We start from the raw sequence: 13,036 nt of genomic DNA, 5'->3' as shown, positions 1-13,036 counted from the left end.
TGGTGCAAGTGTCAGGGGCGCAGATCGGCGGGAGCGAGGTGGGGAGAGCCCTGCCCCGACGCCTCAGCCTGACGAATGAGCGCGGCAATCCGCGTGTTGATCGGCGTGGGCACGTCATGCCGCGCGCCGAGCGAGATGATCTTGCCCTGCAATGCATCGATTTCGGTTTTACGGCGCACGGAAAGGTCATGCGACATCGAGGCACGCGCGGACGGATCGATGGTGAGCATCTGCGCGGCGATCCGCCGGAAGAGAGGCGTGGGAAGGCGGAGGATGTGGGGGATCAGGCGCGCGGGCACCGGTGTGGTCGATCTGACGGGAAGGCCAGCACTGCGCAGGACACGCAGGGCTTCGGCCATCTGATCCGCCATGACAAGGCGCCAGGCCCGGTCTGAGAATTGCGCCTGGAGCGTGAGGCCCGACAAAGCATTTATGGCATTGTTGAGATTGAGCAGCAGCTTGCCCCATTGGATCGCTGTGATCTGGGCGCTTTGGGTCGTGGTAAGGCCGGGCACGGTCAGGGTGCCGGAGAGGTCGACGGGGCCGGTGCCGATCACGATATCGCCGCTGGTCGCGCGGTGGAAATTACCGGGCGCGGCTGGCACGACGTTGAAAGGCACCATGCCGGCGCGGATATCCCGATCCGGAAGCTCTGTTCTCAGCATGTCGATGGCGTCGAGGCCGTTTTGAAGGCTGATGACAGGTGTGGATACCGGGGCATGGGCGGAGATGGACCGGGCGATCTCGCAGGTTGCGCCGGTTTTGACGCAAACGAGGATCAAATCGGCCCCGGCAAGGCACGCGGGATCGTCCGTCAGGTGCGCGGGCTGGACCGAGACATCGAGGCCGGAGAAATCGGTGAGGCGCAAGCCATGAGCGCGGATGTCCGCGATGAGACGAGGCCGACCCAGAAAGGTGACGGGCCGGCCGGCGGCCTCCAGAAGGCCGCCCACGAAACATCCGATCGATCCGGCGCCCGCGATCACGATCATACCGGGCAGCTCCTCCGACCTTGCGGGCGTCGTCGCGGCTTAGACATCGAGGCACCAGCGCATGATAGCCTTTTGGGCATGAAGGCGGTTTTCGGCCTCGTCGAAGATGACCGAATTTGGGCCGTCCATGACCGAGGAGGTTGCCTCCTCCTCCCGGTGGGCGGGCAGGCAATGCATGAACAGCGCGTCAGGCTTGGCGTGGGACATCAGCTCATCATTGACCTGATAGGGGCGCAGCAGATTGTGGCGGCGTTCGCGGGCGGATTGGGCGTCATGCATCGACACCCAGGTGTCGGCAACGACGAGATCCGCGCCCTGGACGGCTTTGACCGCGTCGCGTTCGATTTCGATCCGGCTGCCTTTGCGGCGGGCGAAATCCATGAAGACCTCTTCGGGATCAAGCTGGTCGGGGCCGGTGAAGGTCAGATCAAAGCCGAATTGGCCCGCGGCATGGAGGAAGGAGGCGCAGACATTGTTGCCGTCGCCGGTCCAGACCACCTTTTTGCCGGCAATAGGGCCGCGGTGTTCTTCGAAAGTCATCACGTCGGCCATGATCTGGCAGGGATGGGAGCGGTCGGTCAGGCCGTTAATGACGGGGACGGAGGCATATTCGGCCATTTCTTCGAGGATCGACTCGTCGAAGGTACGGATCATGATGAGGTCGACGTAGCGTGACATCACGCGGGCGGTGTCCGCAATGGTCTCGCCATGGCCAAGCTGCATGTCCTTGCCGGAGAGGACCATCGTCTCGCCGCCCATCTGCCGGACCCCGACGTCGAAGGAGACACGGGTCCGGGTGGAGGGTTTTTCGAAGATCAGCGCCACCATATGGCCAGCGAGGGGCTGATCGTCATCGGGCGTGCCCTTGGGGCGACCGGCACGGGCCGATTTCATGGCACCGGCCTGGTCGATGATCTGCCTGAGCGCGGTGGGGTCGGTTTTGTGGATGTCGAGGAAGTGGTTCATGGTTCTGGTCTTTTTGCAAACGGCGGAACCGGGGGCCAGCCCCCGGACCCCCGGAGTTTATCTGGCAAGATGAAGATCAGGCCGCTTTGGTGGTCAGGGCCGAGGCGGCGAGGTCAAGGCGGGTGAGGGCCTCGGCGATCTCCTCATCGGTGAGGGTGAGCGAGGGAAGCAGGCGGATCACATTGTCGGCAGCGGGCACGGTGATGATCTGGTGTGCATAGCCTGCATTCACCACGTCGGTGTTGGGCGCCTGGCACTTGAGGCCCAGCATAAGGCCGGAGCCGCGCACGGCCTCGAACACACCCGGGTGGGAGGCGACGAGGCTTTCGAGCTTCTGACGGAACAGGCCGGCCTTGCGGTTAACCTCGGCCAGGAAGGCCGGGTCAGCGACAATGTCCAGTACGGCGGAGCCGACCGCACAGCCCAGAGGATTGCCGCCATAGGTCGAGCCGTGGGTGCCGGCGGTCATGCCGGACGCGGCGTCTTCGGTGGCGAGCACGCAGCCCAACGGGAAGCCGCCACCGATGCCTTTAGCCACCATCATGATGTCGGGCTCGATGCCGGCCCATTCATGGGCGAAAAGTTTGCCGGTGCGGCCCACACCGCATTGCACCTCGTCCAAGATCAGAAGGATGCCGTGCTCGTCGCAAAGATCGCGCAAGCCCTTGAGGCATTGGTCGGGGAGCGGGTTGATGCCGCCCTCCCCCTGCACCGGTTCCACGAGGATGGCCGCAGTCGTGTCGGTGATGGCGGCATGCAGCGCGTCGTGATCGCCCCATGCGATATGGACGAAACCGGGCAGGAGCGGGCCAAAACCCTTGGTCATCTTCTCGGAGCCCGCAGCGGCGATACCGGCGGAGGAGCGACCGTGGAACGAGCCGGAAAAGGTGATGACATCGGTGCGGTCGGGCTGGCCTTTGTCGAACCAGTATTTGCGGGCCATCTTCACCGCAAGCTCACAGCTTTCGGTGCCGGAATTGGTAAAGAACACCGTATCGGCAAAGGTCAGGTCCACCAGCTTGTCCGCCAGAGCCTGCTGTTGCGGGATCTGGTAGAGGTTCGAGGTATGCCAGAGCGCATTCGCCTGCTCGGTCAGCGCCGAGACCAGGGCGGGATGAGCATGGCCCAGCGCGTTCACGGCGATGCCAGCGCCGAGGTCGAGGAAACGTCGCCCGTCCTGCTCGATCAGCCAGCTGCCTTCGCCTTTGACGAAGGTCAGCGGTGCGCGGGAATAGGTTGGCAGGATGGACGGGATCATCGGATCCTCCTTTGCAAGAATGAGCCTTTTGATTGCCTTATCGGGGCGGGCTGCGTCAACGATTTGAAGAAGGGATGCACCTGAAAAGGCGCCGGGTGAACAGGTGGATGGATTACGCGCGTCGGCGTCGGGTGGTGATATGCATCGCGGTGTTCATGACCTCGCAATAGCGCAGCGATCACGAAAAGGAAAGCCCGTGTTGTGGCCCTCTGCCCGATCATGCACAGATTGCGGCACTGCTTGCAGAGGAGATGCCGCGATGAGCGAAACCGAAAACTACACCCCGCCCAAGGTCTGGACCTGGGACGCCGAGAGCGGCGGACGCTTTGCCAAGATCAACCGTCCCATTGCCGGGCCGACCCATGACAAGGAGCTACCGGTCGGAGAGCACCCATTGCAGCTTTACTCCATGGGCACGCCGAACGGCGTGAAAGTGACGGTTATGCTTGAAGAGTTGCTGGCCGCCGGTCACACGGGCGCGGAATACGACGCGTGGATGATCGAGATCGGCGAAGGCGATCAATTCGGCAGCGGGTTCGTGGAGGCCAACCCAAACTCGAAGATCCCGGCACTGATGGATCATAGCACCGATCCGGCAACGCGGGTGTTCGAGTCCGGTGCCATCCTGCTTTATCTTGCAGAGAAGTTCGGGGCCTTCCTTCCCGAAGATCCCGCGTTGAAGCCGGAATGCCTCTCCTGGCTTTTCTGGCAGATGGGCAGCGCACCATATCTGGGCGGCGGTTTTGGCCATTTCTATGCCTATGCGCCGACCAAGCAGGAATATCCGATCAACCGTTTCGCGATGGAGGTGAAGCGGCAGCTCGATGTGCTGGATCGGAACCTGGCCGACCGGCGGTTCATGACCGGCGACGACTACACGATTGCCGATATGGCCATCTGGCCCTGGTACGGCGCGCTTGTGGCCAACCTGGTCTACGAGGCGGCGGAGTTCCTCGACACAGCCTCTTACGTCAACATGAACCGCTGGACCAACGAGATCGCCGAGCGGCCCGCCGTCAAACGGGGCCGGATCGTGAATCGCACCTGGGGCGCGCCGGAGAACCAGTTGCGCGAGCGCCATGACGCCAGCGATTTCGATCTCAAGACCGCAGACAAGCTGACCGGCACAACGGAGGAATAAGTGCATGAACGATGTTTCGCGCCTCTTGATTTCGCGAAACATCGTTCTGCCCTGAGATTGACGCATGCCTGAGCGCAAAGCCTTGATCTTCAGGCGTTCAAGCAGGGCCCCACCCGAACCCAGCGTCATCGGCAAATTTCAACCAAAGCCTTGGCGAAATCCTGCTAGAACGCTGTTTATAAAACGAAAATCAGACTTTTCCCAAACAGCGCGACTGCTATGGTCGCGCCGGGCTCAGCGAGGTTCCGCTGAGCTTTGACTTCAAGAGAGCCTTGTTTCCGGAGCATTTATGGCGTTTCCAGTTTCATATGAACGACCTGCCGCCTGGCCGGTCCAGCTTGGCAAATAATCCGTCAGCGAAAATCGTCACAGCTCAAGGCCACGGGCACCAATACATGTCTATGGCAAGGCTCTGACGGATGATCAGGGCAGGCTTCGACCTGCCTCACCATAGCCCAGAAAAACAGTGCTGCTTCGGCGGCACCTTTTGAACTCGAAAAGACCAAGACAACTGCATCCGCAGTTGAACAGGCGTGGTTTTGACGCGCCTGAACACCGAATTCTACACCATCGCATGGAGAGACGAGATGGCCCTTACATTCCTAGAACAGACCGACACCGGTGTTTCGATCCGAGATGAGCCCGGCCCGTTTGTCATTACCGACACGACGATTATCACGAACTTCGCGGGCGGCTTCACCTCGGCGGTCGCGTTGGAAGATCTCTCGAACACCAGCTTGACGAATTTTGGTATCATCGACGGAGAGGGTACAGGCATCGCCGTCCGCGACGGAGCCAACGTGCTCATCAGCAATCAGGGCGGCACAATTCTGAGCACCGGCACTGGCATCAATGCCAGAACAACGAACAGCGAAATCATCAATGGACCCGAATCGGTCATTCGCGGCGTTGTCGGTATCTCCAGCTCGGGGATCGCGGCCACGATTTCGAATTCCGGTGAAATCGAAGGCTCGTTTGAAGGAGCCGGCATCTTTCTCGGCGGTCTTTCAGATCTGGTTCTGAACACCGGGCGCATCTTCGGCGGGATCGGAATTGAAGTGAGCGCGGAGGACACGGATATCATCAACCGCGGCACCATCGAAGGCACCAGCGGTGCAATTGTCTTTGACCCGTTCTCAAACAACGGAACCGTCCGCAACCTCGGCGAAATCATTGGTGATGTGCAGGGCAGCGACGGCAACGAGCAGATCTATAACAGCGGCGAGATCCGGGGCGCGGTGGAGCTGGAGGGCGGCAACGACCTTTACGATGGCCGAGGAGGCGTCAGCGGCCCGGTCTTCGGCGGTTCGGGAGACGACACGCTGATCGGTGGCAGCGATATGGACTTTCTTTTCGGAGAAGGCGGTAACGACAGCCTGGACGGCGGACGTGGCGATGACAGCCTTGCCGGCGGCGCCGGTAACGACACGATCTCAGGCAGAGACGGCGACGACATGATGCGGGGCGGAAGTGGAAGCGACCTGCTCTCCGGTGGCCGGGGAGAGGACAGCATCAACGGCGGTGCGGGCAACGACCGCATCTTTGGTGGCGATGGGAACGACCAGCTCAATGGCGGCGGCGGCGTTGACCGCATCAGCGGTGGCAACGGCAACGACCAGATCTTGGGCGGTATGGGTCAGGACACGCTGACCGGCGGCGAAGGGGAAGATGTGTTTGTCTTCAAGTCCGCGCAGGAAAGTGGCCCTGGCGCGAACCAAAGCGATATCATCACCGACTTCACGCAAGGTGAGGACCTGATCGACATCACCGGAATGATCGACTTTGGCGTCACGTCTTTCGTGCAGGAATTCAGCGGGTCCGGCGTGGCCGAAGTGCGGGCTCAATCGCTCGACGATGGCAACTCGCTCGTGCTGATCGACGTGGATGGCGACGGACAAGCCGACAGCGCGATCAGGGTCCTGGGCGTGAACACCATCGACGTCAACGACTTCCTTCTCTGACGCACGACCAAAACCAAGGTGCACCGAAAACACTCCGCGTGAGGCGCCCCGTCAAAAACGGGGCGCTGATCCATCGGTGCACCTCACCAAAGACCCCTTTCCTATTTGGATACGACCGGTCAATCGCACCGGCCTTCCATCCCACCCACGCGTAAATTCTCAATATAACGGAGAGAGATGATGACACTCAGATTCCTGGACTCAACCGATACCGGGCACACGATCGAAAACGAAACAGGATCTTTTGTTATCCGCGACACTGAAACGATCACCAACTTCGACGGTGGCGCCCAACCGATATTTATGAGGGATGTCACCAACCTGGACCTTACAAATTTCGGCAAAATCGAGTCTGAAAATGATGCAGTAAGGATTGAAGGGGGAAACGGACGCAACCTTGTCCTTCATAATCAGGGCGAAATCATCGGTTTTAGCGGGATCGTCGTTCAAAGTGCGGGATCGGGAACGATCATCAATGGTGCTGGTGCCACGATCCGCGCGCGTTTGGATGGGATTACGAATACAGGCCTCAACACCGATATCATAAATTATGGCGATATCATCATAGAAGATGACGCTCCAGCCAGGAGCACGGGGGTCATTATCGGTGGCAATCAAAACGATCTTGACAACTTTGGAACCATCTCTGCTGATATCGGGGTGGAAGTTTTCGGCGCGAACTCAGAAATCAAAAACAGCGGTGTGATTCAAGGAAATCGGATTGGCATCAAGGTCACTGATTCCGCGCTGGGTATAGAAATCCATAATTCTGGAGAGATCATCGGCGGAATCGTTACCAGCAACTTTGCCGATGTTGTCTATAACGAGGCCAGCATTTTAGGGGCGGTTCGTCTTAACGGCGGGAACGACCTCTACGATGGGTCATCTTCTTTCGAAAGTGACAAGGTCTTCGGCGGATCAGGAAATGACACACTCCTGGGGGGGTTCGACAACGATCAATTCTTCGGTGACAGTGGAAATGACAACCTTTCGGGCGCGTCCGGCGATGACCAGCTTTCAGGGGGCGCTGGCAATGACCTGATTGGGGGCGGCGCTGATAACGACAGCCTTGTCGGAGGAAGCGGCCAGGACCTCATCTGGGGTGGAACCGGTAACGACCACATCGAAGGGGGCACCGGCAAAGATACCCTCAACGGTGGCCGGGGCAACGATGAGATCTTCGGCGGTGGCCAGGACGATACGATCAATGGCGGTGCCGGAGACGACTTGATCCGCGGAGGCAGCGGAAACGATATGATCGACGGGGGAACAGGCCGTGACACCCTTTTCGGGGGCGAAGGCAGCGACGTGTTTATCTACACATCGGCCAATCAAAGCACTCCGGACAACCAAGCGGACATCATCGCTGATTTCACCAGAGGAGAAGACTTGATCGACATCACGGGCATGAGCGATCTGGGCGCGTTCTCCTTTGTCGACGCATTCAGCGCCTCCGGGCAGGCAGAGGTCCGCGCCCAAGCCTTCCAGAGCGGCAATGTTGTCGTCTTTATCGACGTCGATGGCGACGGCCAGGCTGACAGCGCGATCAGAGTGCTGGGTCAGGACATGCTCGATATGAACGACTTCATACTCTAAGCCGACCTCGACACCTACCCTGCGGGTCTGGGGATACGATCACCGGACCCGCCTCTTAAGAAAACGCTGTTTGCGCTTTCGTCAACATCCGTTTTTTCAAGCTCACTGCTGCCACGCGGGACAGCGCCACAACATAAGCGACTTGCCGCTAGAACACTGTTTTAGAAAGGAAAATGAGTATTTCCCGCAAATCGCCTCGGTGCTATAGCTCCATCCGCTGAGGAAGATCGGCGTGACTTTCGCGCAAACTTTTGAGGAGCATTAAGGGCGACCTGCCGTCTGCGACGTTCAAGTAGACCTGGGAGCTCGGGAAGGCGGCGAATACAACCGCCCGACGGGCCAAATGTCCGATGCGGCAATCGCAAGAATACCTGAAAACCGAACAGACCTGAGACCCGCCCGTTTCCGGGCGGCCCGGAATGGCTGACGCGCGTGTGTCAAGCCAGGGGTCGCTCTGTGACGAAAGGCAACCGAAACACCCGCAGCAACCCGGTCCGACGACGTCAGAACCGGGAGAAAAAACAGCCTTCGGGCAAACACCAGACTGAACTCTTCATGGAGAACGATATGAGCACGCAATTCCTGAAATCGACGGACAAAGGGCTCTTTTTCGAATTCGACGCAGGGCCATTCGTCATAGACCAAGACGTAAAAATCACCAACAAAGAAGGATCGAAACCGGCTGCCCTGGACATCAACTCGATCACCGGCGCAAGCGTGACCAACTTTGGCGCCATCGCGGGGGAAGGCAAGGGCCTGCGCGCCTTCGTGTCTGAAAGTGTGATCTTCAACGACGGTGGCACCATCTCGGGCACTGATGTCGGAATTCACATGAACGGTCTCGTCAACTCGATCATAAATGCGACATTCTCCAAGGTTTCCGGCGACACGGCGATCAAGAATGTCGGCTTTAACTCTGTCATCAATAACTTTGGGACAATCGAAGGTTCGCAAACCGGTGTTGGCATTCGTGATGAGGGCCGCGACAATCTCATTTTGAACTACGCCGCCATTTTCGGTGGAACCGGGATCGAAGTTGCATCGGAAGATGTGGAAATCATCAACTACGGACAAATTGCCGGACAGACAAATGCAATTGTTTTTGAGGAGGATGCCGTTGGAGGCGTCGTTCGGAACAACGGCACGATCACCGCGATCGACGAGGGCACGCCGGTTGCAATCATCGGTAACGATACGGCGCAGAAAGTCTATAATTCCGGCTTCATCACCGGCGAAACAAAGCTGAAGGGCGGCGATGATCTGTTTGACGGGCGCGATGGCGAAAGCGGTGACGTGTTCGGCGGCAGCGGCAATGACACCATCCTGGGCAACGACACGTTAAACGTCTTCTTTGGCGAAGGCGGCGACGACAGCCTGGAGGGCGGCAGCGGTCTCGACAGCCTGTTCGGCGGTGCGGGCAACGACACTCTGAAGGCGGGTGCCGGCGATGACGAAATGCGCGGCGGAAGCGGAAATGACCAATTGTTCGGTGGTCAGGGCCAAGACTTCATCAAAGGGGGAAAAGGCAACGACAAGATCCTCGGCGGCAACCAGAGCGATACACTTGACGGCGGTGCCGGAGCCGATGTGATCCGGGGCGGAAAGGGCATGGACCAGATCACAGGGGGCGCGGGACAGGATACGATGTTCGGCGGTCTGGGCGATGACGTCTTTGTCTTCTCTTCGGTCAACGACAGCAAGGCCGCCCGGTCCGACAGCGATGTGATCGCCGATTTCGAGCGGGGAGAGGATGTGATCGACGTCTCGGCTTTGGTGGAACTGGCTCCGCTCTCTTTCGTGGACGCATTCAGCGCATCGGGGGAGGCAGAGCTGCGGGTGCAGTCGATCCAGAACGGTGACGCGCTCGTTCTGATCGACGTGGACGGAGACGGAGAAACCGACAGCACGATCATGGTGCTGAACGTCGGCACGCTCAACGCGGACGACTTTATCCTCTGAGATCTATCCGTTACGAAAGGCGCCCGGACATCATGTGCCGGGCGCTTCTTCTTTCGAATGAGGCAGTGTTCTTCATTGCGGCTGCCCAAGGGCACAAAGATGCGAGCAGTCCAACATTGCCCTCCCCATCAAGGTTGTTCTGGACGGATCACTTCTAGGTCTTTTCACTTTCCCCATTGCCCGCGTCAGGCCGCTGCCAGAGCGGAACGCCCGTGCGCAACGCCGCACGGCCGATCATGTGGCCGGCAATTGGCGCTGTGAGCAAAAGAAAGACCACGATCGCCACACAGCGGAGCACAACAGGACCCGTCGCAAAGGCCACCGCGACGCCTGCCATGATCAATCCGCAACTCAGCGTGCCGACCTTGGTTGACGCATGCATCCGGATCAGGATGTCGGGCAGGCGGAGCAGCCCAAGGGCCGCGATGACCGCCAAAACGCCACCGAGCAGCAGGAAAACCCCGGCCACGTATTCCATCATGACCGTTTCCTTTCCGCAGCTTCTTCCAGGCGATTTTTGCGACGCTCCGCAAAGCGGGCGAGAGCGACGGTCGCCAGAAAACCCACAAGCGCCAGCACCAACGCCACATCCAGAAACGCCTGATCGTCGGCCCGGATGGCGGCAAGGCCACAAAAGGCGAGAATGGCGATCGTCATCATATCGAGCGCCACCACACGGTCCGGCAGGCTTGGCCCCAGGGCCAGCCGCACAAAGCCCAGCGCGACTGAAAGGATCACCATTCCAAAGCTCAGATCGACCGCAAGGTCCAGAAATTCCGCTCCACTCATCAGGTCTCTATCGCCTCCATCACCCAGCGTTCCATTCCGGATTTCAGTTGCCGGCAGATCTCCTCGGGGTCATCCGCGAACATCGCGTGTACCAGCAGTGTTTTGCGGTCATCCGACACATCCAGGCTCAGCGTGCCCGGGGTCAGTGAAATCAGGTTCGTGACCAAAAGGATGCCCGCGTCGCTTCTGACATCAAGCGGCATCTCGATCACCGCCGGTGTTGCCAGGTGGCGCGGGGTGATGACGTCCCAGATCACCTGCAGGCTGGAGACCACCAGTTCGTAATGAAACATCACGATCAGCCGTAACCAGTAATAGCTGCGCAGGAAATAGTTGCTGGGCCCGCCAATCAGGGGCTGAAGCAGCCAAAGCACCGCAAAGCCGAGCACAAAGCCCGTGGCCAGAGAGCCGATTGTGAAGCTGCCCATCAGCGCCGCCCAGCACACAGCCAGCAGGAAGTTTGTGACAAGCATGTTCATTCGCTTTCTCCCGTCGCGATCTGGTCCGGCGTGATTGCGGCCTCACCCAGCACAGCACCAATATAGGCCGATGGATCGAGAAGCTGCGCCGCCGATGCCTCGGCAAAGGCAACAAATGGCTGAGGGAAGAACCCGATGATGATCGTGAGCGTCGCAAGCCCTGCAATCGGCCACAGAAACGCCGCGCGGGTCGGTCCGTCGATGCGGTCCAACTTCGGCTCGATACGGTCGGGATGGGGCTTCCAGAACGCGGCGGCCCAGATCTTGGTCATCGAATAGATCGTCAGCAACCCGACCGCGAGCGCCACGCCCGCGATGACCCAGCCCTGCACATCGAGAGCAGCCTTAACCAGCAGATACTTGGCCCAGAACCCCGAAAGCGGCGGGAAGCCAGCCAGAGAGAAGGCAGGGATCAGGAACAGAACGGCCAGCAGGGGCGCAGATTTGTAAAGTCCGCCAATGCGCGCCAGTTCTGTATCACCGGTCAGACGCTGCCCGACCCCGGCGATCAGGAACAGGTTCGCCTTCACCACGATATGGTGCACCAGATAGAACACGGCCCCCACAATCGCCGCAGGCGTAAAGAGCGCGAGGCCAAGGATCATATAGCCGATCTGACTGACGATATGGAACGACAGGATCTTGCGAAAATCGCTTTGCGCCGCAGCGCCCAGAACACCGGTGACCATAGTGAACCCCGCCACCCAGAGCAGGATCTGGTGAGTAAAGCCGATATCATGATCGAAGACCAGCGTGAACATGCGGATCAGAGCATAGACGCCGACCTTGGTCAGAAGCCCGGCAAAGACGGCGGAAACCGAAAAGGCGGGCGTGTGATAAGCGGCGGGCAGCCAGAAGAACAGGGGAAAGACCGCGGCCTTCACCCCGAAGGCGATCATGAACATCACCGCGACAAGCGTCAGGAGGCCCTGATTTTCCACCTGATCCACGGCCAGCGACAGATCCGCCATGTTGAGCGTACCGGTCATGCCGTAAAGCAGGCCAATGCCAGCCAGGAACAGGATCGTTGAGACCAGGTTCAGCGTCACATATTTGATGCCGCCGTCGATCTGCTCTTTGCGTCCACCCAGGATCAGCAGGCCGAATGAGGCAATCAGCATCACCTCGAACCAGACATAAAGGTTGAAAAGGTCGCCGGTGAGAAACGCACCGGTCACCCCGGCGATAAGCACGTTGAAGAGGGCGTGATATCCAAGTTGCTCCATCCGTGCATCGACATCCGCCAAGGCATAGATCGCAACGGCTAGTCCGGTGATGGCGGTGATCACGACCATCACGGCACTCAGCAGATCGGCCACAAGCGTAATGCCAAAAGGCGCGGGCCAGCTGCCCATCTGACCGGCGATCACTCCGTTTTGAAGCGTTGCCACCATCAGCATAGACGCCGCCCCAAGAAGAAGCGCAGAGCCCACAACACTGATCCAGCGCCCGGCCCGGCGATGCCGGAACAGGAAGGCGAAGATTGCCGTGAGAAACGGCAGGACAAGGGGAAGGGAAAGGATCCAGCTCACGAAACGGACTTCTCTTTGGGTTCGGCGACGCGCATCTCGTCGGAATTCAGGGTGCCAAGCGTCGTATAGGCCCGGAACACGAGGACCAAGGCAAAGGCAAAGAGGCCAAAGCCGATCACGATGGCCGTCAGCACCAATGCCTGCGGCAACGCGTTGGCCACGTCGGCGGCCGGAAAATCAGAGCCCTCGGGGATCAGCGGGGGGGAGCCTTCGGTCAGCCGTCCGCCGGTGAAAATGATCAGGTTGGCCGCGTTCGAGATCAGCGCCAGCCCAAAGATGAAGCGCAGCACGTTGCGCGCGAGCATCAGATAGACGGATGCGGCGACCAGTGCGCCAATGGTGACAGCGAGGAGCGCTTCCATC

12 protein-coding genes are annotated in these 13,036 nt (G+C 59.6%); 4 read left to right on the top strand and 8 right to left on the bottom strand.

The window, feature by feature from the left end:
• Window positions 1-11: 11 nt before the first annotated feature.
• The 3 genes from CFI11_RS07155 to CFI11_RS07145 all read right to left on the bottom strand — a co-directional run bounded on the left by CFI11_RS07155 (window position 12) and on the right by CFI11_RS07145 (window position 3,216).
• Window positions 12-992 (bottom strand): 2-dehydropantoate 2-reductase, encoded by a 981-nt coding sequence (locus CFI11_RS07155; RefSeq protein ID WP_130404464.1) that lies wholly within the window; start codon window positions 990-992, stop codon window positions 12-14.
• A gap of 39 nt (window positions 993-1,031) precedes the next feature.
• Window positions 1,032-1,958, bottom strand: a complete 927-nt coding sequence (gene argF / locus CFI11_RS07150; RefSeq protein WP_130404462.1) for an ornithine carbamoyltransferase — start codon at window positions 1,956-1,958, stop codon at window positions 1,032-1,034.
• A gap of 76 nt (window positions 1,959-2,034) precedes the next feature.
• Entirely contained in the window at window positions 2,035-3,216 is a 1,182-nt protein-coding gene (locus CFI11_RS07145; RefSeq protein ID WP_130404460.1) for an aspartate aminotransferase family protein, read from the bottom strand.
• 259 nt (window positions 3,217-3,475) lie between these two features.
• Here CFI11_RS07145 and yghU point away from each other — a divergent pair, with 259 nt between their 5' ends.
• From yghU to CFI11_RS07125, 4 genes are all read left to right on the top strand, one after another.
• Window positions 3,476-4,357, top strand: coding sequence for a glutathione-dependent disulfide-bond oxidoreductase (yghU, locus tag CFI11_RS07140; protein WP_130404458.1), 882 nt, complete (start codon window positions 3,476-3,478; stop codon window positions 4,355-4,357).
• A 533-nt stretch (window positions 4,358-4,890) separates the two neighbouring features.
• Window positions 4,891-6,318, top strand: a complete 1,428-nt coding sequence (locus tag CFI11_RS07135) for a calcium-binding protein (protein WP_217358759.1) — start codon at window positions 4,891-4,893, stop codon at window positions 6,316-6,318.
• A gap of 180 nt (window positions 6,319-6,498) precedes the next feature.
• A complete protein-coding gene (locus tag CFI11_RS07130) occupies window positions 6,499-7,914 on the top strand; it encodes a calcium-binding protein (protein WP_165390208.1) in 1,416 nt (471 codons plus the stop codon).
• A 567-nt stretch (window positions 7,915-8,481) separates the two neighbouring features.
• Window positions 8,482-9,873, top strand: a complete 1,392-nt coding sequence (locus CFI11_RS07125) for a calcium-binding protein (RefSeq protein WP_165390207.1) — start codon at window positions 8,482-8,484, stop codon at window positions 9,871-9,873.
• 154 nt (window positions 9,874-10,027) lie between these two features.
• On the opposite strand, the gene mnhG is transcribed toward CFI11_RS07125, so the two are convergent.
• Genes mnhG through CFI11_RS07100 form a run of 5 tightly spaced genes read right to left on the bottom strand, consistent with a single transcriptional unit; the run spans window position 10,028 to window position 13,035 of the window.
• Window positions 10,028-10,354: a monovalent cation/H(+) antiporter subunit G gene (gene mnhG / locus CFI11_RS07120; protein WP_130404450.1), complete on the bottom strand. Its 327-nt coding sequence runs from the start codon at window positions 10,352-10,354 to the stop codon at window positions 10,028-10,030.
• On the bottom strand, window positions 10,351-10,662 hold the full coding sequence (locus CFI11_RS07115; protein ID WP_130404448.1) for a monovalent cation/H+ antiporter complex subunit F: 312 nt from the start codon (window positions 10,660-10,662) through the stop codon (window positions 10,351-10,353). The genes mnhG and CFI11_RS07115 overlap by 4 nt, the downstream gene beginning before the upstream one ends.
• Complete coding sequence (locus tag CFI11_RS07110) at window positions 10,662-11,141, bottom strand: Na+/H+ antiporter subunit E (RefSeq protein ID WP_130404447.1); 480 nt, start codon at window positions 11,139-11,141, stop codon at window positions 10,662-10,664. Before CFI11_RS07110 ends, CFI11_RS07115 begins: the two co-directional genes overlap by 1 nt.
• On the bottom strand, window positions 11,138-12,673 hold the full coding sequence (locus tag CFI11_RS07105) for a Na+/H+ antiporter subunit D (RefSeq protein ID WP_130404446.1): 1,536 nt from the start codon (window positions 12,671-12,673) through the stop codon (window positions 11,138-11,140). The genes CFI11_RS07110 and CFI11_RS07105 overlap by 4 nt, the downstream gene beginning before the upstream one ends.
• Window positions 12,670-13,035, bottom strand: coding sequence for a Na+/H+ antiporter subunit C (locus CFI11_RS07100; RefSeq protein ID WP_130404445.1), 366 nt, complete (start codon window positions 13,033-13,035; stop codon window positions 12,670-12,672). Before CFI11_RS07100 ends, CFI11_RS07105 begins: the two co-directional genes overlap by 4 nt.
• Window position 13,036 lies beyond the last annotated feature (1 nt).

The organism is Thalassococcus sp. S3 (genome assembly GCF_004216475.1).
GTDB lineage: Bacteria > Pseudomonadota > Alphaproteobacteria > Rhodobacterales > Rhodobacteraceae.
The sequence above is the reverse complement of the archived record's forward strand: the minus strand, read 5'-3'. Positions and strand labels throughout refer to the sequence as shown.